At 36.9% G+C, this 23,522-nt stretch carries 20 protein-coding genes and 4 tRNA genes; 7 read left to right on the top strand and 17 right to left on the bottom strand.

Features of this window, described 5'->3' with window-relative positions; translation table 11 throughout:
* Positions 1-32: 32 nt before the first annotated feature.
* The 6 genes from rimI to GXX20_03575 form a co-directional block, all read right to left on the bottom strand.
* Positions 33-482, bottom strand: coding sequence for a ribosomal protein S18-alanine N-acetyltransferase (rimI, locus tag GXX20_03600; GenBank protein HHW30747.1), 450 nt, complete (start codon positions 480-482; stop codon positions 33-35).
* Complete coding sequence (gene tsaB, locus GXX20_03595; GenBank protein ID HHW30746.1) at positions 479-1,219, bottom strand: tRNA (adenosine(37)-N6)-threonylcarbamoyltransferase complex dimerization subunit type 1 TsaB; 741 nt, start codon at positions 1,217-1,219, stop codon at positions 479-481. Before tsaB ends, rimI begins: the two co-directional genes overlap by 4 nt.
* A 46-nt stretch (positions 1,220-1,265) precedes the next feature.
* On the bottom strand, positions 1,266-1,736 hold the full coding sequence (gene tsaE / locus GXX20_03590) for a tRNA (adenosine(37)-N6)-threonylcarbamoyltransferase complex ATPase subunit type 1 TsaE (GenBank protein ID HHW30745.1): 471 nt from the start codon (positions 1,734-1,736) through the stop codon (positions 1,266-1,268).
* On the bottom strand, positions 1,723-2,916 hold the full coding sequence (locus GXX20_03585; GenBank protein ID HHW30744.1) for an amidohydrolase: 1,194 nt from the start codon (positions 2,914-2,916) through the stop codon (positions 1,723-1,725). Before GXX20_03585 ends, tsaE begins: the two co-directional genes overlap by 14 nt.
* Before the next feature lie 155 nt (positions 2,917-3,071).
* The gene (locus tag GXX20_03580; GenBank protein HHW30743.1) at positions 3,072-3,764 is read right to left on the bottom strand and encodes a hypothetical protein; all 693 of its coding nucleotides are present in this window, start codon (positions 3,762-3,764) and stop codon (positions 3,072-3,074) included.
* Positions 3,765-4,294: 530 nt separating this feature from the next.
* Complete coding sequence (locus tag GXX20_03575; protein ID HHW30742.1) at positions 4,295-5,209, bottom strand: EamA family transporter; 915 nt, start codon at positions 5,207-5,209, stop codon at positions 4,295-4,297.
* Between the two features lie 621 nt (positions 5,210-5,830).
* Between GXX20_03575 and GXX20_03570 the strand changes: the two genes are divergently transcribed.
* A complete protein-coding gene (locus tag GXX20_03570) occupies positions 5,831-7,399 on the top strand; it encodes a diguanylate cyclase (GenBank protein HHW30741.1) in 1,569 nt (522 codons plus the stop codon).
* 131 nt (positions 7,400-7,530) lie between these two features.
* On the opposite strand, the gene cysK is transcribed toward GXX20_03570, so the two are convergent.
* Positions 7,531-8,463, bottom strand: coding sequence for a cysteine synthase A (gene cysK / locus GXX20_03565; GenBank protein ID HHW30740.1), 933 nt, complete (start codon positions 8,461-8,463; stop codon positions 7,531-7,533).
* Positions 8,464-8,771: 308 nt separating this feature from the next.
* On the opposite strand from cysK, the gene GXX20_03560 reads away from it, so the two are divergent.
* The 3 genes from GXX20_03560 to GXX20_03550 all read left to right on the top strand — a co-directional run bounded on the left by GXX20_03560 (position 8,772) and on the right by GXX20_03550 (position 11,839).
* Positions 8,772-9,218 (top strand): Rrf2 family transcriptional regulator, encoded by a 447-nt coding sequence (locus GXX20_03560; GenBank protein ID HHW30739.1) that lies wholly within the window; start codon positions 8,772-8,774, stop codon positions 9,216-9,218.
* Between the two features lie 166 nt (positions 9,219-9,384).
* Positions 9,385-10,521: a PLP-dependent transferase gene (locus GXX20_03555; GenBank protein ID HHW30738.1), complete on the top strand. Its 1,137-nt coding sequence runs from the start codon at positions 9,385-9,387 to the stop codon at positions 10,519-10,521.
* A 136-nt stretch (positions 10,522-10,657) separates the two neighbouring features.
* The gene (locus GXX20_03550) at positions 10,658-11,839 is read left to right on the top strand and encodes a pyridoxal phosphate-dependent aminotransferase (GenBank protein HHW30737.1); all 1,182 of its coding nucleotides are present in this window, start codon (positions 10,658-10,660) and stop codon (positions 11,837-11,839) included.
* 17 nt (positions 11,840-11,856) lie between these two features.
* Here the strand turns inward: GXX20_03550 and GXX20_03545 are convergent, their stop codons facing one another.
* Complete coding sequence (locus tag GXX20_03545; protein ID HHW30736.1) at positions 11,857-13,659, bottom strand: hypothetical protein; 1,803 nt, start codon at positions 13,657-13,659, stop codon at positions 11,857-11,859.
* 602 nt (positions 13,660-14,261) lie between these two features.
* On the opposite strand from GXX20_03545, the gene GXX20_03540 reads away from it, so the two are divergent.
* From GXX20_03540 to GXX20_03530, 3 genes are all read left to right on the top strand, one after another.
* Positions 14,262-15,467: an OFA family MFS transporter gene (locus GXX20_03540; GenBank protein HHW30735.1), complete on the top strand. Its 1,206-nt coding sequence runs from the start codon at positions 14,262-14,264 to the stop codon at positions 15,465-15,467.
* A 317-nt stretch (positions 15,468-15,784) separates the two neighbouring features.
* The gene (locus tag GXX20_03535; GenBank protein HHW30734.1) at positions 15,785-16,942 is read left to right on the top strand and encodes an amidohydrolase; all 1,158 of its coding nucleotides are present in this window, start codon (positions 15,785-15,787) and stop codon (positions 16,940-16,942) included.
* 55 nt (positions 16,943-16,997) lie between these two features.
* Positions 16,998-18,170, top strand: a complete 1,173-nt coding sequence (locus GXX20_03530) for a pyridoxal phosphate-dependent aminotransferase (protein HHW30733.1) — start codon at positions 16,998-17,000, stop codon at positions 18,168-18,170.
* 189 nt (positions 18,171-18,359) lie between these two features.
* On the opposite strand, the gene GXX20_03525 is transcribed toward GXX20_03530, so the two are convergent.
* From GXX20_03525 to GXX20_03485, 9 genes are all read right to left on the bottom strand, one after another.
* A tRNA-Cys gene (locus GXX20_03525) sits at positions 18,360-18,434 on the bottom strand.
* Positions 18,435-18,480: 46 nt separating this feature from the next.
* Entirely contained in the window at positions 18,481-19,080 is a 600-nt protein-coding gene (thpR, locus tag GXX20_03520; GenBank protein ID HHW30732.1) for an RNA 2',3'-cyclic phosphodiesterase, read from the bottom strand.
* A 25-nt stretch (positions 19,081-19,105) separates the two neighbouring features.
* Positions 19,106-20,032, bottom strand: a complete 927-nt coding sequence (locus GXX20_03515; protein ID HHW30731.1) for a DMT family transporter — start codon at positions 20,030-20,032, stop codon at positions 19,106-19,108.
* A gap of 89 nt (positions 20,033-20,121) precedes the next feature.
* Positions 20,122-20,196 (bottom strand) — tRNA-Gly (locus GXX20_03510).
* Between the two features lie 47 nt (positions 20,197-20,243).
* A tRNA-Phe gene (locus GXX20_03505) sits at positions 20,244-20,319 on the bottom strand.
* 58 nt (positions 20,320-20,377) lie between these two features.
* Positions 20,378-20,454: transfer RNA gene (locus tag GXX20_03500), tRNA-Asp, on the bottom strand.
* 172 nt (positions 20,455-20,626) lie between these two features.
* The gene (locus GXX20_03495; protein HHW30730.1) at positions 20,627-21,586 is read right to left on the bottom strand and encodes an alanine-tRNA synthetase second additional domain-containing protein; all 960 of its coding nucleotides are present in this window, start codon (positions 21,584-21,586) and stop codon (positions 20,627-20,629) included.
* A gap of 250 nt (positions 21,587-21,836) precedes the next feature.
* Positions 21,837-22,154: a DUF4387 domain-containing protein gene (locus GXX20_03490; protein ID HHW30729.1), complete on the bottom strand. Its 318-nt coding sequence runs from the start codon at positions 22,152-22,154 to the stop codon at positions 21,837-21,839.
* Entirely contained in the window at positions 22,151-23,521 is a 1,371-nt protein-coding gene (locus tag GXX20_03485; protein ID HHW30728.1) for a DUF1446 domain-containing protein, read from the bottom strand. Before GXX20_03485 ends, GXX20_03490 begins: the two co-directional genes overlap by 4 nt.
* Position 23,522: the final 1 nt, after the last annotated feature.

Genomic DNA, 23,522 nt, shown 5'->3' with positions numbered 1-23,522 from the left:
CTCTACTGAATTCCCGGGCGAAGCGAGTTTGCTCAGAAAATTTCTTTCCACATAATTATGGCATCCTCTCCATTGTCTGAGTAATATGCCTTCCGGATTCCACTGGGCTTAAACCCATGTTTTTTATAAAGTTCCTGAGCTCCCAGGTTGCTTTTTCTGACTTCAAGGGTCATTGCATATACATCATTTTCTCTTGCTATTTCAACAAGTTTGCTTAATAGTCTGCTTCCTATACCATTTCTTCTGAATTCAGGATGAACAGCTATATTTGTTATATGCCCTTCTCCGCATATAATCCACATTCCTGCATAACCCACTATCTGATTTCCTATCCTTGCACATATATATTTCGCAAAACTATTTTTTGTAATTTCATCAGTTATTGAATTACGGGACCATGGAATTCTAAAGCTAAGATTTTCAACAATCATAATTCCATCAATACATTCTGGGGTAGCATTAAAAATCTCAACATCTTTCATACTTTATCACAGACCTCTTCATTTTCACCCTTATTATTTTTTTCAAGCACTCTCTCAGCCTGGGATTTTCTCAGATAAAAGGGCACCAGTTCAAAAGCTGTCTCTATCTCGCCCCGTGAATATTTTGCAGCTGCAGCCAGAGCTACAGAACTTGCCCTGACAAGCATAAGATTTGCAGGCGTAAATACAGCCTTATTTCCTAACTGTTCAGCAATATACTGTCTGTGTACCTCAACGCCGTCACCTACAAAAGCTACTTTATTATTATCCTTCATATTATCCATTATTAATAATATTAATTCCTGAACCGCTATTCCCTTACATTCAGTAACTGCCTCCAGGAAGTTTCCCTTCCATTTATATAGCGCAGTATACACTTGATTATTTCTTGCATCCATGATAGGGCAAACCAAACCTTCCCACAGAGGCAGATTATATGCCAATGCTTCTAAAGAAGGTACTGCAATTACAGGCTTTTTTACCGCATAAGCCATTGCTTTTACCGCAGTAATACCAATCCTGAGACCGGTAAAAGAACCTGGCCCGCTGGTTACTGCATATAAATCAATATCCTCGGGAGAAATATCCAGGTTCTTTAATAGTTCTTTAACCATTAGCATCAAAATCTGCGAATGCTTTTTTTTGCTGTTTATTGAGTACTCTCCCATCAGTATGTTTTTATCCAATATTGCCACAGAGGCCACCGAAGAAGATGTATCCAGTGCAAGTATCTTCATTTCAGTCTTCGGATGCTCCGATTTTTCCATCAGGTATACCTCCAAATCATTCCGCTAAAAGTTTGTTATGATAGTCCTCGTACCTTGAACCTATAAAATCAATCTTTATCCACCGTCCATCCTGCTGATTATCCTTGTCTCTTTCAATTGTAACGCGGATATATTGGTCAGGCAAAATATTTTCTATCAATTCCGCCCATTCAATAATAACAACGCCATCGCCATCAAGATACTCTTCAAAACCGATTTCGTACATTTCATCAGTGGAACCTATTCTGTATACATCAAAATGATATAAAGGCACTCTACCGTCATAATATTCATTTACAATGGTAAAAGTGGGACTGGTTATATAGCCTTTCACTCCCAGGCCGAGGGCAATTCCTCCTGAAAATATTGTCTTGCCCACTCCAAGTTCTCCTGAAATGCAGACAATATCACCTTTATGTAACAGTTTCCCTAATTTATATCCTGTTTCTTTTGTTTCTTCAGTTGATTTGGTTTTAATTTGCTTCATATACAATATTCCCGTTAATAATTGTTGTTAATACCTTTGATTTTAGTTCAAAAGGATGGTCTGAAAAAATTACCATATCTGCGTCTTTCCCAACTTCAAGACTTCCAACTCTGTGGTCTATCTCGCAAATCTGGGCTGCATTAATTGTTATAGCCTTAAGAGCTTCCTCTTCATCCATACCTTCCTTAACTGCTATGGCAGCACACAAACACAGGTACTGTACAGGTATAACAGGGTGATCTGTCATTATGGCAACTTTAACACCGGCTTTTGAGAGTATACCCGGATTTTTCAGGCTCATACTTCTCAATTCTATTTTAGACCTGTCTGTAAGAATAGGCCCTACAATAGCTTGTACCCCTTCTTCAGCTAATATATCTTTTATTAAATAACCTTCTGTACAGTGATCAAGAGTATATCTTAAACCAAATTCTTTAGCAATCCTGATAGCAGTCAATATATCATCTGCCCTGTGGGCATGTGCCTTTAAAGGAATTTCTCCGTTAAGGACCTTAACCAGGCTTTCCAGCTTAAAATCTAATTTGGGTTTTTCATTATTATTCTTATCCTTATTATACTCATCCAATTTTTCTTTATATTCTATGGCTTTTAGGAGATTTTCCCTTAGTAACGCCGCAGTTGCCATTCTTGTTGAAGGCATTTGCTTTTTTTCTCCGTAAACCCGTTTAGGGTTTTCTCCAAAAGCAACCTTCATGGCAACTGGTTCCTTAATAATCATATCCTCAACCCGTCTGCCATAGGTTTTTAAAGCTGCAAACTGCCCTCCTATTACATTTGCGCTGCCTGGGCCTGTTACTACGGTTGTAACACCACTTTCTCTTGCTTCAGTAAAAGACCTGTCTGAATAGTAAACACCATCTATTGCTCTGAGATGAGGAGTAATAGGATCAGTACCTTCATTCCCATCTGCGCCCTCTATACCAACAGAATCTTCCCACATGCCTACATGGCAGTGGGCATCAATAAATCCAGGTAATACAAAAGCTCCTTTAGCATCAATTATTTTAACTTTATTAAAATCCATAATTAAATTCTTTACAAAATCTGCTGTACCGCTATCTCCTATAGCTGTTATCTTGCCGTTTTCTGTAAAAATATACCCACTTTCATAATTTACTCCTGCCATGGTAAGTATTTTTGCATTTTTAATTAATAGCATAAACGCCTCCATAGACTTTTTTTTAATTTTATAATATCTACAATTTAAATACAACTTAATCTGCGACTTAAATAACATAAATAAATAATACGGGGTGTTTCTATTATCATCCCCGTATTCTCCATTATCATTAATAAAACATGATATTCTGTCATTTAAGTGGCTGGATTGACTCCCTGGAACATCCTGTTAAATTCTTCTATTATATTTTCCATAGGTCTGTTTTTGTTAATATCGTCAGATAGTCTTCTCATATCTTTCATTATATCAGGTGATTCGCTTACCCTCACATCAGTAAGTGAATTATCAATTTCCTTTACTTTTTGCACTATCTGGTTTCTTACAGCCGTTCTTTCTCCTGCAGAAGCAGAAGTCCTGCAGCTTACAAGAGCTGTATTCCCGTTTATCAATACATTCACATCTTCAATGCCCCTCATCTTCTTTAGCTCAGTTTCAATTTTTCGGGACTTATCTACATCAATTCTTGTACCTTGCGTATTTGCACCGTTTACTCCGTTGTTCCCGATAGTGTTCCCGTTTCTGTTTCCTTTATTAGTTCCCAATAATCCATTCTGATTGAGGTTATTTCCTTGCGATTCATTCTGGCCGGGATTTATCCCCAGTAATCCGGTTCCTCCCTGATCAGTACCAGAAATTCCGTCATTCATCCTTTCTGAACTAAGCATGCCTATTTGTCCAGGTGCGTTTGTGGTACCTTGCATATTATCCTGAGGTGTTTGCATTCGGTTTCTGTCCTGACCGCTTTGGGCACCACATCCGCTTAATAAAATCGCAAAAAGGCTGATTGCTAAAACAAATATGGTGAAATTTCTAATTTTTTTATCCATATATTTATATTCACCTCCACCTTTATTCTTATCCGAATTATTTCTTTTATAGCCAATAAATATTGGCATTATGCCCGGTATTTATTAAAGGCGGAGTTGCTTGATATGGAATAAATTATCCTATAAAATAGTCATATTTTATTTATGTTAATTTCTTTTAATTTATATAATTCACCGTTTGGTATTTTTTTATGTTTATATTTATATAATTTTTAAGTTTTTATCATTGTTTTAATTATTTAAATAGTTTTTTATTTTTGAATTTTTTAAATTTTTTATTGAAAAACTGAAAATCTAAAATATCAAATTTACTTTATAGGCTTAATAAAATAGGCTTAATAATATAAAAAATAATGAGAGTAGTTTTTCGGTATACTCTATTCTATAAAGCTTTTTGGGGATTTATAATTATTGTATTCATATTATATTCAAACCTGAAAATATGACTGATTGAAATATTTGATTTAATTTCCACATTTCCCATATAGACATCTTTTTAACCTTCTTGGCCTGATTTTTATCCTATTGCTTTAACCCTGCTTTCTTACTTTGCTTAATGAGAAGCTCTTTTGCTTATGTTCAGGAAATATATTCACTTCAAATTCGTTTAGCAGCGTAAATCCAAGTATCATCAACCCACCAATAATCTGCACAAAATTGATGGATTCCTTCAATACAGCCACTGATATGATTATAGCAACTAGTGGATCAATATAGCTTAAAATAGCGGCTTCCTGTCCATTTAAATCTTTAAGGGAGGAAAAATATAAAACATAAGAAATACCTGTGTGAAAGAAACCCAGTATTAAAATATTTATTATGCCGGTTCTATCCATATTGCCAATATTTATCCCTGTTGTTGCGCTTACATAAGGTGTAAGAACAATTATTGCGGCCAGAAACTGTATTAATGTCCTGTCTATGCCAGTGACTTTTTTGATATATTTGTTTATTATTACAACAGTTGCATAAAGTGCTGCAGCACCAAGGCCAAAACCTATGCCCAGGATATTATTTCCAGTCTTCCCCGCACCGTCAACACCAATTACCATAATAAGTCCCAAAGTTGCCATAATAAAGCATAGAATCTGTTTAATTGTCAATTTCTCTCTGAACAAGGCCGGACATAATACCATTATAATTACAGGTGCAAAATAATAACTTAATGTAGCAATTGATACTGTTGTATACTTATATGCCTGAAAAAGCAAAATCCAGTTGAAACCCATTGCAACACCTGAGATAAAAAGTAAAGGCAGGTCTTTTTTTATTTCAGAAAAAATAATCTTCTTCCCTGATATTAGCTTATAAGCAACAATCACAAGAGAAGCTATGACTGCCCTGAAGAGAGCAATTTCACCGGTGGAAAGAGGGATATTTTTCACAAAAACTGCGATTGTCCCGAATGATGCCATAGAAAAAATTATTTTTAATTTCGCTTTCATCAATATGCAGATCTCCTTTAGTCATTAATTGCCAATATTCGAGTCACCCTTCTGCTTTTTTCTTTTATCTCCTATTACACAAAGAGTATATAGCAGAGCAGAGAATGAAACAAGACATGTAAAAATAACATGATTGAGTTCAGAAACAAATTTATGAAAAATAATTGTCGTGATAAGTACGACCAAGGATATTACTTTGCCAATTATAACTTCTATTTTCCTCATAGAATCACCTATAAAAAATTTTGATAGTCTATGCAGAACGCTCTCATTTTCGAATGAGAGATGAATGTAAAAGAATTACCCTAACTAACCTTATTGCATTATAATACCATATAAAGTTTAATTGTTAAAGAAAGGATATCACAAAAGCCATATCAGAACACTTATATCATGTCAGCACCAAAATGTTGACAATGCATGAGTACTGTATTATCATGCTTATATATGGAAGTATGGAATTCTATTGTATGGCTGCAATAAACATAAATATCAGATGTTTGAATCAAAGCAAATGCGGTATCTATTTCCGAAGAGCTTGAATTAGATGTACATGAAATATTCAATTTGTTCCATAGATAAAACCATATATAGATTGAACTCTTTTTGTGAGAGGTTAATATGGATTTAAGAACTATAATATTAATGCTGGCAATCGGATCATTCTTATTCGGAATATTGTTGATAATATTTAAATTGAACAAAAACGATCCACAAGAAGTTCCATACTGGATTCAGGCAAAAATTCTTCAGGCTGTTGGTTCACTGTTGCTTTACTACAGGACAAATACCTATGACAGCTTAACATTGCTTGCTAATATTGTTCTAATCTTAGGTTGTGCCTATGAAGCCTGGGCTGTTAAAATATTATCCGGACAACTTGTAAAACGCCAACTACATGTATTAACATCTATAGGTGTTATACTCGCATGTTCATTAACCATATTTTTAGTTGAGCCTTATCGGGCAGGATTAATATTCCTTCTTCAAAGTTTTATATATTTTTTACCGAGTTTATTTCTGTTCAGTAAATCAGAAAAGAAATTTTCTTTGCAATTACTTATGGCTGTTTGTTATTGTGTAACAGCAACAATATTTCTTATAAGTTCCATTTTATGCCTGGTTTTTCCTGAATATGCCTTAAGCCTGCACGGTAGTGCCATATTCAGCATTATACCTGTAGTAAGCTATTGTGTGTTTTTAATAAGCGGATTTATTTTGCTTATGCTTGCTAAAGAAAGAAGCGATTTGCAAGTACAGGAAATTCAGAAAACATTGCAAAAAAGTGAAATCAGATTCCAACAAATTGTGGAAACAGCCATCGGAGGAATTCTTATTTTTGATGAAAATTTTAAAATCACTTTTGCCAATGAAAACATGGCTTTAATACTTGGATATACAATTGATGAAATGCTTGGAAGGCCATATATTTCTTTTTTCCCTGAAAGCCATCTGGGTGTATATAATTATCAAGAATCCCTTCGGAAAAGTGGTAAAGATTCAGTCTATGAATGCTGCTTGCTAAGAAAGGACGGACAAAAACACTGGTTTTTGGTTTCCGCAAAATCTATTTTAGATGAATCCGGAAAATTTGAGGGATCTTTTGCCATGTTAACGGACATAAATGAGAGAAAGGAAATGGAGCTGTTACTGGAAGAATCTAACCGTAAGTTAACGGAATTAAGTAATAAGGATAGTCTAACGGGCATAGCAAACAGAAGACGCTTTGATGAAACTTTGGAACGCGAGTATTCCAGACTTAAACGTTCAAACTCTAAATTATCAATAATTTTATTAGATGTTGATTATTTTAAGACATATAATGATTATTATGGACATGTCTTGGGAGACGAGTGTTTGCGTCAGATAGGCAAAGTATTAGAACGCTGTATAAACCGTTCTGTTGATCTGGCAGCCCGTTACGGAGGAGAAGAATTTGCCTGTATATTACCTGATACAAACATTCATTCTGCAGTAAAGATAGCTGAAAACATCCGGCAAAAAATTCAAGACTTAAAAATTGAACATGAAAAATCTCCTGTTTCCGAATTTGTTACTGCAAGCTTTGGAGTAACTACAGTTAAATATTCACCAGATACCACTCTGGAAGATATTATATCTGCAGCTGATAAATTGCTATATAAAGCCAAGGTTTCCGGCCGCAACAGGATAGAATACGCGGAATCATAGCAAACTCGCTTCGTTCAGGGATTCAGTGGGGGTCTTGCAATCCCCCACTGAACAAGGTTGTCATTATAATTTGCATAAATTTATCTCCCTCTTTTAGAAGCGAGAAACTTCTTGACTCTTAGTTAAGGGGATTATTCAGAAAAAAGCGGTGTGGAAAGATACCTCTCACCGGTATCAGGGAGGACAGCCACAATAACTTTACCGGCATTTTCCGGACGCTTTGCAACTTCTGTGGCAGCCCACAAGGCCGCACCGGAAGAAATACCTACCAATACTCCTTCTGTCCTGGAAAGATCTTTGCTGGCAGCAAATGCATCTTCATTTTTTACCCGGATAATTTCATCATAAATGGAAGTCTTAAGTACTCTAGGAACAAAACCTGCTCCGATTCCCTGAATCTTATGTGGGCCGGGGTTTCCTCCGGAAAGTACAGGAGATGAATCTGGTTCCACCGCCACTACCTTAACGCTTGGCTTTTTAGCTTTCAAATATTCACCTGTACCAGTCAGAGTGCCTCCTGTACCAACACCCGATACCAAAATATCAATGGCACCGTCAGTATCTTCCCAAATTTCTGGGCCGGTTGTTTTCCGGTGGATTTCGGGATTGGCAGGATTGTCAAACTGGCCTGGGATGAAAGAATTAGGGATTTCTGCTGCCAGTTCTTTAGCTTTTGCAATGGCACCGGACATGCCCTTGGAACCATCGGTAAGTACAAGTTCAGCCCCATATGCCTTGAGCAGGTTTCTGCGTTCAATGCTCATGGTTTCAGGCATTGTAAGAATAATGCGGTATCCACGGGCAGCAGCTATCGCTGCAAGAGCAATACCTGTATTCCCGCTTGTCGGTTCTATAATTACTGATTCAGGAGTCAATAACCCCTTCGCTTCTGCATCTTCTATCATTGATTTTGCAATTCTGTCTTTTACACTTCCTGCAGGATTAAAATATTCCAGTTTTCCTATTAGTGTTGCCTGAAGCCCATGCTTCTTTTTATAGTTAACCAATTGAAGCAATGGTGTTCTTCCGATTAGATCAGTTATACTACTATAAATTTTTGCCATAATCACACATCCTTTTTTATATAATTCATATATGTTTTATATGAATTATCATACTACGTATAAATTACAGTGTCAATATTTTTATTAAAAATAACGGAAAAAATTACATATAAATTTCAAAATGTAATTTCAACTGTTTCGTTCAACCAGTTTCGTACCTGACGATGTTTTGTTTAATCGCCTGATAATGATTTTTCCCGCTTCGCATTTATGCAACAATATTAAAAACTATATTGACATCACCTTTTATTATCTTTATTATATTGTATTATAAAAACATACTATTTATATATGAAAGAGTGATAATGATGAGAATTTCAGCGAAAGGACGGTATGCCCTGGCAGCATTAACATTCATGGCACAGCAATATAATAATGGTGAGTATGTTACCATAATCACCATTTCGGGAGAACTTGGCATATCCAAAATATATCTGGAACAGGTATTTTCATTGCTGAAAAAAGCCGAACTCGTTTTTTCCTCTAAAGGTTCGCAGGGCGGTTATCAACTGTCACAAGCACCTGATCAAATAACCACCTTTGATATATTGTCTGCTGTGGAAGTATCACTATTTGAGCAAACCCAGGATACTGTTCCTGAAAAAGCACCTGAAATTGAAAAAGCCTTGCGGTTGTCCATTTTTAATGTGCTTGATCAAAATATTATAAAACTATTAAAAGGAATAACCCTGGCAGACCTTGTCAATGAAGCAGAAAAACATAAGCAGGATCATGCAATAATGTTTTATATATAAAAAAGGATACTAAATACTTGATGGTGATATAAATGAGATGTAAATATAAATGATCTGCAAAAGATATAGATATATAGATCTATAAAATATATTAAGTACTGGTAAAGGTTGATAAGAGTGTAAAGATTTATAAAACATGGTATTAAATGAGTAAAGGAAGATGTTTATGGATTTTTCAACGTTATGCATCCACGGAAGTAATAAAAAGTATGATACCGTCGGCGCTGTCAGTGTTCCAATTTTTCAGTCGGCAACCTTTGTGCATCCCGGGGTGGGCTTAAGCACAGGTTTTGATTACTCCAGATCCCAAAATCCTACCAGGGAATATCTCGAACAAACGGTGGCAAAACTGGAAGGCGGTTTGGATGCCATGGCTTTTTCCTCAGGAATGGCTGCCATTACTACACTGATGGAGTTATTTTCTCCGGGAGATCATATAATTTCCACCGATGATTTGTATGGAGGTTCTCACCGCTTTTTCCAATATGTTTCCATGAAAAACGGGCTTACCTTTGATTACGTGGATACCTCTCATATTCAAAATATTCAGGAACGATTAAGGCCTGAAACAAAAGCGGTTTTTATCGAAACACCCACAAATCCCATGATGAAGGTTACTGACATTGCAGCAGTTTCCCGGTTCTGCAAGGCAAATAATCTTTTGCTGATTGTTGATAACACCTTTCTTACACCGTATCTTCAAAAGCCGCTGCTATTAGGTGCAGATGTGGTAATACACAGCGGTACCAAATATTTGGGTGGGCATAACGATACACTGGCTGGTTTCTTAATTGTGTCCAATGAGGTTTTGGCCGAACGGCTCAGGTTTCTGTCCAAGACGATTGGAGCATGCCTCTCACCCTTTGACAGCTGGCTTCTGATCCGGGGTATCAAAACTTTACCAGTACGTATGGAACAGCAGCAGAAAACAGCCTTTGAGATTGCGCAATGGCTTCTCGAGCAGGACAAGATTAAAGCTGTACATTATCCTGGATTTCCGGATCATCCTGGATATGAGATTACAAAAAAGCAGACTTCCGGCTTTGGTGCTATGCTTTCTTTTGAAACAGACTGCAGTAAAACCGCCCACCGAATACTGGAAAAGGTATCGCTTATCCAATATGCAGAAAGTCTGGGCGGTGTAGAAAGCCTTATCACATATCCGATGCTCCAGACCCATGCGGATATCCCGGCCGAAGAGCGGGAAGCAAGAGGAATCGGGGATTGCCTGTTGCGGCTGTCTGTCGGTCTGGAGTCTGCCGGGGACCTTATAGCTGACCTTAGGCAAGCCCTGAATGGATAGATGGATGCTTAATAAATAGAGTTGTATATAATATTGGTCTATGCGGTTTATATAGGACGCGGGCCGATAGATTGAGGCTTGGATGGTGGCCTGAATAGAGACTGTAATGGAGGAACTATCAATGTATAATTTTGAAATGCCATTGTATGACTTTAATGAAATAATAGAGCGCCGCAAAACTTGCTCTTTAAAATATGATCTGGCACAAAAACGGAGCATGCCCGAAGATGTACTCCCTTTCTGGGTGGCAGATATGGACTTTAAATCACCGCCTGCTGTTCTCGAGGCATTATCCAGAAGAATACAACATGGTATTTTCGGATACAGCGATTCCATGGACGAAGCTTACTTCAATGCCTTGCTTTGCTGGTACCGGAACAGGTTTGACTGGCATATCAAGCCTGAATGGCTTATAAAAGCACCTGGTGTGGTTTTTGCCATTTGCACTGCCATTCGCGCCTTAACCAAGCCTGGAGATGCTGTTATGATTCAGCAGCCGGTGTACACTCCCTTCGAGAATTCAGTGAAGATTAACAACCGCCGATTGGTGGTTAATGAACTGCTTTACAGAGATGGCCGTTATCATATGAATCTGGATGAATTTGAACGTCAAATTGTAAAAGAAAAAGTAAAGTTGTTTATTCTTTGCAGTCCTCATAATCCTGTTGGCCGCGTCTGGACAAGAGAAGAGCTGACTGCCCTTGGAGACATATGCCTCCGGTACGGAGTTTACGTTATTTCCGATGAGATACATCATGATTTTGTCTACCCCGAATACCGCCATCTGGTGTTTGCAGGTCTTAAGCCGGAATATGCCGATATTACTGTGACCTGCACAGCTCCATCCAAAACCTTTAACCTTCCCGGGCTTCAAATTTCAAATATTTTTATAAAGAATGAAAAAATCCGCCGCATGTTCATTGAAGAATTTTGGAGAACCGGTTACAGCCAGCCCAATCTGATGGGATTGCTTGCCTGCCAGGCTGCCTACGAGCAGGGAGCACAGTGGCTGGATGCCCTAATATGCTATTTAACCGATAACCTTGCACTGTTTAGAAGTTTTTTGAATAATGAACTACCTGCTATACGCATGGTCAATCCCGAAGGCACCTACCTTGTTTGGCTTGATTGCAGAGAATTAGGGCTTTCAGACCGGGAGCTGGAACAGTTTTTGATTCAGAAAGCAAGAATTTGGCTGTTTTCTGGTCCTTCATTTGGAGCAGGAGGCCAGGGGTTCCAGCGTTTTAATATCGCCTGCCCCCGTGCTGTCTTACAAAAGGGATTGAACCGCCTGAAGGAAGCAATCGCACAATTGTAGATAAATGGAAAATAGAGTTACTTTTGGGAACCTGATAAATCTATCCCTAATTCGTAAATTCTTTTATTCCTGCTTACAGATAAAAATTTAAACATTTTTCCATCTTCTGCTCTTCGTTTAATAGGGCTTGCAATATAATCAACATCGCCCAATAATTTTTTAAAGTTTTTATCAAATTTAAACAGGTTTACACCCCTTCCTATTTCTTCATTGCAATAGTGTACGTATCCTGTTTCATCAGCCACATATGCTGTTGTTATATTCAACTTCCGACATGCCTCTATAAGATTGTCATTACTATAACCTTCTGCATCAAGGTAATCTATTAACAACCCTGCATCAATCAACATTTTAATTTCCATAGATTTGTCTCTTAAGTTATAAGCCATATCACACAAATTATTAACAAGCTTAATTAAAGAATCAACATAGGGATTCTGATTACTCATACTATTGGATGCCTGGTTCATATTTGCAGAATTCTCTTGATTAACAGCATATAAATTTGTTATTAACTCTTTAATTTCTTTTGCCTGTTCTAATATTGTTTCTCCGGACTCATTTAGTTTAACTATGTAATTTTGTGTGGATGTAGTAGATTCGTGTATTTTATCCAATAGATCATCCATATCTTTTACTCCATTTATTTCATTCTCTATAGCCGAATTTACTTTATTCAATGCATTAACGGCGCTAACTACGCTCTCAGCCAAAGCTGTTGTATAATTTTGTATTTCCTTAACATATCTATTGGTTTCGGCGGATAAACTCCTTATTTCTTCTGCTATTACTGCAAATCCCGTATTGGATTGTCCGGCTGCAGACGCCTCTATGGCAGCATTTAAAGCCAGCAGATTAGTTTGTGCGGCTATGTGTTTTATATATTCACCAGCAGAAACTATTTTATTTGTATTATCACTGGTTTCATTGACCATTTTATTTATCTCTGCAACTGCATTTGATGTTATTTCAGTTATATTACTCAATTCACTCATTAATTTTAGCCCTTGATTCTTAATATCTATTATTCTATCCATATTTTCAGTAACGCACCTTATATGCTCCCGATTATCTGAAAGAGTTTTTTCTAATTCGTCCACATGTAATGCTATTTTTTCAGTATCAGCTATTATACTTGAAGAACCCGCAGCAATATCTTCAATAGCTTTAGTGACATCTTTTAATGATACCTGGAACTCATTGCTGCCTTTCCTTAGTATTTTAGTCTCAGATTCTAATTGCGTTACTTTTTCATATATGTAATTAGCAATATCTCCAACATTCCTAAAGTTGCCTGTTATCTTCCCTGTATTGATTTTTACAAGCTCAACTGTTTCCCCATATATCCTTAATGAAATATATGTTGTACAAATAAGACCAACTAATATCAACAGATTTAATAATATATCTAACATGTTTATATTATCAGACATCTTTGAAACAGTAAAAACTACATGTGTTAATATAGCTATTGCCAAAATTGAGTATGTAAACTTCTTGTCAAAAAACATTAAAGACATGGTTATCAATATAATAAATACAATAAAATTACTTAGTGAAATTTCTGTTGCGATCATTAGGAACAAATGATTTATATATAGCCCTGCAAAAGTAATATATTTAATTAACTTAGAGACCTTGTTAGCTTTATATATAAAAAATAAAGCTATGCAACTTACTAATCCTAATACAATGGAAACAATTAAAGGTGTTTGTGTGGTTTTGTCAGTTAGATATCCTATAATACAATTAATTATAAAAATTATATATGTTATAGGTGTCAACAGAATTAATTGTTTATTAGCTTTTTCTAAATTCACTTAACTGCCCCCCAAATTATTTAATTTTATGTACTTACAAGTACAAATTATATTAATATAAATGTTTAAATCCTTTCTTTAATTTTATCGACAAAAACGGTTTCAAATTTACTACGCTTATCGTATTTTAACTTTTCTTATTTTAACAACTTTACAATAAGCTGTTCATAATATAATATATAATGTATCATTATAAAATCAGTATGTGATAACAATAACTAATTGATTATTGTTTGTAATTTGCATTAGTTAAATAAATAGTTATAGTTGGTTTTTCTTTAAATGATAAATAAAATTTAACAGGTTTTCTTAAGTTGTTTTCATAAATCTTTTATACTTGGTAAAGCTTTATGGGTAAACATCTCTAAGAAAATCAGGAGAACTTTTCTGGGACCTTCGGTTTTGGATGCCCGAATTGGTTCAGGTATTCAGGTAATAGACGGCTCCCTAAAGATTAGAGGTAGATAAAAATATCTACGCAATTTTTATTATTATCTTTAGGGGGTGTATTAATGTCAATCTTTTAATTCCTATCCGGATTCATTCCTTTAACAAATTAACAGAAAAAATAAAAATTAATATTTATAACGGAGGTTATCTTTATGCGTAATTTCAAAGGATGGATTGTAACTTCTGCTGCCACAGGTATTAATCTAATATTGGGTGTACTATATATATGGAGTATTATGAGTAAGGCATTGATAAAAGAGTTCGGATGGACCAGTACAGAGGCTTCATTGCCTTATACTGTTTGTACACTTGTCTTTGCAGTTATAATGATTTTTGCAGGAAAGTTTCAGGATATAAAAGGTCCGAGGCTAATCTCCACTATTGGAGGAATTCTTTTGGGGTGCGGACTTTTATTGTCCGGCATAACAAGTAATCCTTTAATGATGGTATTGACTTTCGGCATTTTAGGTGGTGCCGGAATAGGTTTTTGTTATGCGGCTACAACACCTTCAGCGGTAAAATGGTTCCCGGTAAATAAAAAAGGTTTAATTTCCGGAATAGTTGTTTCGGGTGTAGGTTTTGCAGCTGTCTATATATCTCCTCTGACAAACAGCCTGTTACTAAGCTATGGCATTTCAAAGGCATTTTTTTACCTTGGAACTGGTGCCTTTATACTATTGATTCTCTTTTCCCAGCTTTTATTTGATGCTCCCACGGCGCAACCAGCAAAAACATCATCTTCGGTTAATAGAAAACAGAGTTCAGAGCCTGAAAACAATATGGACTATGACTGGAAAGATATGTTGAAGACACCGAACTTCTATAAACTATGGATTATGTATGCTTTCACTTCTTCCGCAGGTCTGATGATAATCGGTCATATTGCGAATATAGCAATAAAGCAGGCTCAATGGGAAAATGGCTACATGCTTGTAGTACTGCTTGCCATTTTCAATACATTAGGCAGGATTATAGGTGGTTTTGTTTCTGACAGGTTCGGACATACAAATACAATGAGGTTTATATTCTTATTACAGGCAGTTAATATGGCCTTTTTCAGCCAATACTTATCCTATGGTTCTCTTTCTGTAGGTGTAGCTATTGCCGGACTATGTTATGGAGCCCTATTCTCTGTTTTTCCGGCTGCTACGGCTGAATCATATGGCATAAAAAATCTGGGAGTTAATTATGGTCTGGTATTTACTGCCTGGGGGTTTGGAGGAGTTATTGGGCCGATGTTGGCAGCCAGAATTATTGATTCTACTGGAAGTTATAATGCTTCTTATGTTGTATCTGCCGCACTGCTTATAATTGCATCAGCTCTTACCTTCCTTAGGCAGAGAGCAGTAAAGAATTAAATAACAGTCATTCAAGAAGTCACTCGCTTCTTTAAGCGGAATCTTAAATTTAAATAATTAAAATTATTATATCAATCTTGTTCAGTGGGGGGCTGCAAAGCCTCCACTGAATCCCTGTGCAAAAGGGGTTTTTATCATTCTGAGCATTTTTTCAGAATACTGCGAAATATTAAGTCATTAATGTAAATAAGGTTTGCCTTTCTCGGTAAAAGAACTTGCATTCTCTTTCTTAAAAAATTATCATAAGTTTAAATTATTTAATTTTCCGAAACTGAGATGATTATAATGAGATCAAATACTTAACGGGGGGCCATTCCATGAATACAGAAAAACTTGATGAATTGCATAAATATTCAGTAAAAATCAGAAGAAAGCTACACGAATATCCTGAGATTGGTTTTGATTTGGACAGAACGGTCGGGCTTGTTTCAAAAGAGCTCGAAAATATGGGTATACCATACACCCATAAATACGGAAAAGGAAGTGTTGTTGCCGAAATAGGAAATACCGGAAAAATTGTTGCCCTTCGCGCAGATATGGATGGACTTCCTGTTGAAGAGAAATCAAACCTTCCCTATTCTTCAAAAATTCCCGGACAGATGCACGCCTGCGGTCACGACTCTCATACCGCTATACTTTTGGCAGTTGCAAAATATTTAAAAGAAAATGAAAAATCTTTCCCCGGCAGAGTAAGACTGATTTTCCAACCAAGCGAAGAAGGAGCAGTCAGTGGTGCAAAAATGATGGTAGATAACGGAGTTTGCGATGGTGTTGACCATATAATATGCACACATTGTGAAAACACTCTTGAAACAGGTAAAATTGGAATTCACTATGGTGACTATATGGCGGCATGCATACCTGCAACCATACGCTTTTTAGGAAAGACCTCACATGCCACACTTCCCGAGTTCGGCATTGATGCTAACGCAATGGCTGTAGAAGCATATCAGAAAATGCGAGACATGGTAAAGGAAGAAGCAGATCAAATTCCCTATATCTGGTCAGTGGGCAAAATAAAGGGCGGCCATGTACACAACGTTATTTCCGACTTATGTGAAATGGATATTTCCTTCCGTTTTTTCGATATGGATTTTGCAGACCGCGTGGGTAAACGGGTTAAAGAAATCTGTACGGATATAGCAAAGAAATATGGCGGAAATGTAGAAATAATCTGGAACATGAGTACGGGTCCGGTACGTAATGACGAGAAAATTCTAAATGATTTTGTGAAGATAGTAAAAAGTGTAAATTTAGAAGTTGAAGAAGTACCTCGCAAAATGAGTTCAGAAGACTTTGGCTGGTATCTTACTAAAGTGCCGGGGATGTTGTTCCGCTTTGGTACAGAAAATAAAAGATGCGGAAAACTTACTGTTGCACACAATAATGACTTCGTGATTGATGAAGACGGTATGAAAAGTGCAATACTTGCTTTTTGTTCCTATATATTAGATATTAGCAATTTTAAATATTAAATTATATTATATTTTCTTGTGCTAAGTTTTGGTAATTAAAGAGGAGATAATACTTATGAAAAATAGAAACATATTAAGTACAGCAGCTCAAAACGCTCTTCCCAGCGGAGTAAGAAGAATGTTTGAGCTTGCCAGGAAATACGACGACTCAGTTAACCTTACCCTCGGCGAACCTGGCTTTATAACTCCCGAACATATAATTAATGCAGCAATCGAGTCTCTCAAGGCAGGCAAAACAAAATATACTCCCAATGCAGGTATTAAGGAGCTGAGAGATGCACTTGCATACAAGCTGAAAAAAGAAAACGGGATTGAGTGCGATCCCGATAAGAACTTAATTGTAACTGCAGGTGCCACACAAGCACTTATGCTTGCAATGGTAACTCTTGTAAACCCTGGCGATGAAGTAATTATCCAGGGGCCAAACTGGCCGGATTACCGGGGGCAGATTGATATGGTTAACGCAAAGGCCGTTTATGCAATGGTTGATGAAAAGAACGGTTTTAAAATGACTGCAGATTTAATTGAACCTCTTATTACGGAAAAAACAAAGCTGATAATAATAAATTCACCCTCAAATCCTACAGGCGGAGTTCTTGACTGGGAGGATTTATTGGAGATTGCAGAGCTTGTTAAGAAATACAAAATCTTCATTATCTCTGACGAAACTTATGAAAAGATCGTTTACGATGGCTTTGAACAAAAGAGCCTTGCATCAATTCCCGGAATTGAGGATTATGTACTGACAATTAACAGCTTTTCAAAAACATATGCCATGACTGGATTCCGCGTTGGGTACATATGCGCAAATCAAAAGATAGTTGAAAACCTCATTAAACTTCATGAAAATATGATTGCCAGCGTTCCCGAGCCTATGCAAATGGCAGCGGTTCGCGCCATATATCATGGTGAAAAGGACGTAGCTGAAATGGTGGAATGCTACGACAAGAACCGCCACTTAATTGTTGAAGGACTTAACAGAATCAGAGGCTTCTCCTGCGTTTATCCCAAGGGTGCTTTTTATGTGTTCCCAAATATATCGGAATTTGGAATGTCCTCTGAAAAAACGGCTGAACATATTTTAGAAAAGACCCATGTTGTCACTTCTCCCGGAAGCGCATTCGGTCCCGGTGGCGAAGGCTATATCAGAATTTGTTACGCATCCAGGTATGAGGACATTCAGGAAGCTCTGCGCCGATTGGAAGAAGCTTTTGGTACAAAGGAATAATGAAATAATGTGACATATTCTCGGATTAATTAATATTTAACACTCTTCTTAATTTTTGAGACCGGAAGCATATAGATTTTCCGGTTTTTTCTATGCCCGCTTTTTTCTATGCCCGCTTTTTGCTTCTTTGGTGCATGCAAAAGAAAAAATCCCTAAAATGTCTTTAAGGACACTTTAGGGATTTCAATTTGGAGGCGCCACCCAGATTTGAACTGGGGAATAAAGGTTTTGCAGACCTCTGCCTTACCACTTGGCTATGGCGCCATTTTCTCACCCGCACTGTATAGTTTAACAGGAAAACTTACTTAAGTCAATAGGGAAAATCCAGGGCTTTTGAATAAATCTCCGTATACGTGAGCTTTCCGTTAATTCTTTCAGATTTCATAAGGCTTATCTTATCTACTTGAATGGTTATGGGATTAATTGATTTTGAAAATTCTTTTCTGTCAAAACCATATTTTAAAACTATTTCTCTGCCTAATGTTATATGAGGTTTATATTCCCGCTTCTCAACATTTATTCCTCTCATGACAAGTTCATCACAAATCTGACTGTATATTTTTACAAGATTCTTGTTTTCTTCGACACCTATCCAGAATATATCTCCTCCAGTACGGTGGAAGCTTCCAAATCCCTTTAAATCAAGATTAAACCTCGGTGCATCAATACTGTCCATGGCTTGCTTAATATCATTGACTTTTGATGTTTCACCTATAAAAACTACAGTCAGATGGTAGTTCTCCCATAAGGTATAATTGCCCTTTACAGAAAGTTCCTTCAACTTCTGCCCTATATTATAAAGACAGGTTTTTGTATTATTATCAAAGTTTATTGCAATAAAGAGCCGCATATTAAACCTCATATCTGGAAGCATGGGGACGGTTCTTATGCTTCCATCTCCTCTTTCCACTTTTTATCTTCTCTTACTACTATGCTTAATTCAAACCCCTGGTTTTAGAAGGTCTTATTAACTTACATATACCATCCCAGTATACAATTATGGCTATACCAAGAATTATCAGTCCAGTACCAATAAAAAATTCAGCATAGGGTTCTTCGCCAAGAAGAAGCATTGCAAACAGGATGGAAAATACAGGTTTTAAAAAGAATACAAGAGAACCTTTACTGGCACCAGCAAGAGATAATCCTATAAAATATGTAAAGTATGCAAGTCCGGTTACAAACACCGCAAGATAAGCAAGTTTTAAAAATACAATAATATCAAAACTTGTTATTGGACTGTCAATAAAAAACAGTACTGGAATCATTGCAAGACTTCCGCCTATAAATGAGTACGCATTCATTTTCAAACTGCCAATCTTTACTGACACTCTCCTTCCAAGCACTGTGTATATACCAAATAAAATTGCTGCCAGCAATGCAAGGAGTGGTCCTTTATATTCTATGCTTCCAATTCCTATATTCTTTGAAAAAATTATAAAAATACCTGCTATTCCAATAAGTAAACCCAATAATTTTTCAATCCCGAATTTTTCCTTGTCCATAATCGCAGAAAATACCGATACAAAAATAGGATTACAGCTGAATATTACAGCTATAATGGAAGCCTGGGCGCCTGGCTGGCTGAGACTAAACTGAAGCAGGTTCATACTGAATGAAACATTGATAATTCCTACTCCTATTGCATAAATTAAATCTTTTCTGCTTATACTAATATCTTTTTTTACCAATAACAGCAAAAAAAGAACCAATCCGCCTACCAAAAATCTTACAAAACTGGTAAAAAAAGGATTTACCGCGCCTACCAGCGTCTTACCGACAACCTCAAATGTACTAAAAAGTATTACTGTGTTTAGAAGGCATAAATATCCTGTTTTACTAACATTGTTACCTTTGTCCATAAAAAAGCCTCCTACGGTTTTTTCAAATATTAATACTAATATACCACCTAATAACAAAATAAGCTGCCTTTATTGGCAGCTTATTTTTATGGAGCGGGTTACGAGATTTGAACTCGCGACTTTCACCTTGGCAAGGTGACACTCTACCGCTGAGTTAAACCCGCAAATCCTAGAAAACTGATAACAGATTTTCTGCCACCATCTCTAGTAATGGTGCCCAGAGCCGGAATCGAACCAGCGACACGAGGATTTTCAGTCCTCTGCTCTACCGACTGAGCTATCTGGGCTTGCGGTTTGATAGTGAAAGCCAGATTATTATCTGGCTGTTCAAAACTATCATTAACGTGGCGACCCGGAAGGGGCTCGAACCCTCGGCCTCCAGCGTGACAGGCTGGCGTTCTAACCAACTGAACTACCGGGCCATCTCTTTTAGTGCACTTCTTGTGCTCGGTGCCACATGCTATATATTACACTACGCCCAGATGTTTTGTCAAGCATAAATAATAAATTTTTGCTTGCCAATATAATGCTATTTTTAGTTTATCTTAAGTTTATCTTAAAAAATATCCTTAAAGCTACTTCTTAATCTTGCATTTATATCTTATTGCACTTCCTCATAGCGCTTAATAGCACTATCTTATTTAAATCTCCTATATCCACGCTTTTTTCGCTGCCAACAAGCCCCACAAGGGCATATTGTCTGGATATGGGATCATACTTGAACTCTTTCAATAACCTGAAGTTTATTATTTCTCCTGTATTCCTTACATGAATACGAGGACCGGTACAGTGGAATTTCTCATTCTCTCCTATCCGTATATGATTCTCATCCATAAAACTTATGTCAACTTCATCTTCTATATATTTTTTCACCAGTCTCTCCAACAGTTCAAGATCTATTTCAGGCTTTTCACTGAATTCCAGTACAAAACCATGCTTTACATCACTATGGTTCTGTGCGTGAGGGAATCCAAATTTTTCTTCCAGTATCTTGCATGTAAGGTCTTCAGCAGTATGAGCCATTCTTCTGTACTTTATGGATTTATAAACAATGTCGGCGATATCTTTTGGTTGAGGACCAAAAATATTCGGCCTTGTTACAATTACTTCTTCTCCTATACCTATAAGCACTTCCGCATTAAGCCCAAGATGGGGGTAAATTATATCAAAATGCTCAACTATAACCCTTTTATCTTGTTCTATAGCCCTTTTAATAGCATCAACCAGAACATGCATTTGTGTAAAAGCAGATTCAAATCTTACATCCACATGATAAGTATGGCTGCTGAAAAAACCCTTGTCTAAATTCTTCAGCAGAGGAAGAGGCCGTACATTTATTCCTTCATCGTCGTTGGTAAGCTCCAGTCCGGGAAACATACCCTTTATTAAAAGCGATTTTCCTGCTCCCGCATCTCCTATGAATCCTATAAGCTTATCCAAAGCACTTAGATGCCTCTGAGCAAGCTGGTTTCCTAACCCCAAAAGCCGCTTTTTCCCTCTTGGAGCAAAATATACAGCGTACATAAGTGTTTCATGTATAGGAGTAGCCGACATTAAAGAATCCCCCTGCGTTACTAACTATATTGATTGATATTTTTTTGGAATAATCGTTATATTTCTCATACTAATACATGTATTAATAAATTATATTAATAACTGTATTTATATACTAGCAGCTTTATTTACGAAACTGTATTTTTGTATTTATATATTAAACCTGTATTTATGCCTCTGAACAAGCTAATTACTCTTGCCAGCCACCTTCGATATCTATCTGATGCCTCATTATAATTGCTGCACCTCTTTATACTTCCAGTACAAGGTTTAATAAAGGAGCATGTTGCTGTGCACCGTAAACATCGGTTTCTCCCAGCTCTCCGGAAGCAATAGGCCTGACAATAGTAGCTTTTATGGCTTTCGCAGGTATAAATTCAATTATGTTTATAACCTGTTCTTCAGATATTCCGTATAAGCCGCTTATTAATTTTTTATTAATTGCCTTTGCATTACATACTTTATAAAACATATCCCAATCTTTAAATATTATATCAAATGTAAGTTCATAAGGGCCGGAATTTTTACTTCGTATAACCTCTGCAATGTCAATCAGCCTTACTTTCACCTTTTTCCGCCTCCCATCTCAATAATCTCCATAGGGAACAGTTCACAGGGGTCCTCCACCTGAACAATGTGATATACATTAAATACATACACTTCTCCAGCCTTAAAATCTGAAGGTGAATATGGAAATGCCAGATTGCCTGCCGTTGATATCCTGCCTTCATATCCATAGTGCAGCATGGTGGAACGGGCAAAACTGCATATTGTATTGGCAATTTCCTGGCTCTCGGCTACAGCTTCAATAATAATTCCTAGTTCATGACCTGCTACCTTCTCTTCAGGCTCTAAAGCACCCATAACTCCTGATTTCCCGTACACTTTGAAATCCAGGAAATATTCAAATTTAGCATCTTTGAAATTATCGTCGACTCTTTCTTTTACTCCAGAAATTATATCATCAATTTTACTTATGGCTATAGGGTCTCTAGTCCCTGCAATTGATACCGTCCTGTAGCCGGTTTTCTTTACTCCTTCAAGTTTTATAGTGTAGCTTTCAGAAGGAATAAATCTGCTTCCTGAAACTTTGACAGCATTATCTGTATATTGTTCAAACTTTGTATTGGTTAAATCCAGAACTCCTCCAGGGCCTGGCAGAATATAAGGATTTGTTTTTTCATACAGCGTGTGGGCTGCAACAGAAAGAGTGGTACATTTTCTTGCAGGATTAAGAGGTTCCACAATAAAATAGTCCTTTCCAAGATACCCAATCATGCAGTCACTCCCGCTGCCAGGTACAGCTGCGATACAGGCACATTCAAGAATTTTTCCCATATGTAAAGCCAAACCTTTATCATATCCTCTTTTTACCGCCATAGCAGCAAACACTGAGGGATCATATGCCCTGCCTGCAAGTATGACCCGGGCGCTTTCATCCAGTGCTTTCACAATAGGCTCCAAGCCCATCTGTCCAACAATTCTGGTGGTTTTCTCAAGCTCATCTTCGGTGATGTCCGGTGCAGGATGCAAAGGAGTAACTTTCCCTTTTCTTAACATTTCAACTACATATCCCTTATCAATCTCTGCTCTGATAACTGCTAATTTAAAGCTTAATCCTTTTTCTTCAGCAATTTCCTTTATAATTTCAAGATTCCATTCCAAGTGTGGGTTACCGCCGCTTCCCCCTGCAGAACCTATTATCAGGGGAATATCTTCTTCAATTGCTGCGGGAATTAATATTTCAAGATCCCTCTTTACTGCATTTCTGTCGGTAAAAGATACGCCTGCGCCTAAATAATATGGCCCGGGATCAGTTGACCCCGCATCTACGGCTATAACATCGGGATGTTTCTCCATTCCCTTTTCAAAGGATGCCATAGGAAATCCATAACCCAGTATACCTGTTGGGGATAAAACCTTTAACTCTTCCATT

This window comes from Clostridiaceae bacterium (genome assembly GCA_012840395.1).
GTDB lineage: Bacteria > Bacillota > Clostridia > Acetivibrionales > DULL01 > DULL01.
The sequence above is the reverse complement of the archived record's forward strand: the minus strand, read 5'-3'. Positions and strand labels throughout refer to the sequence as shown.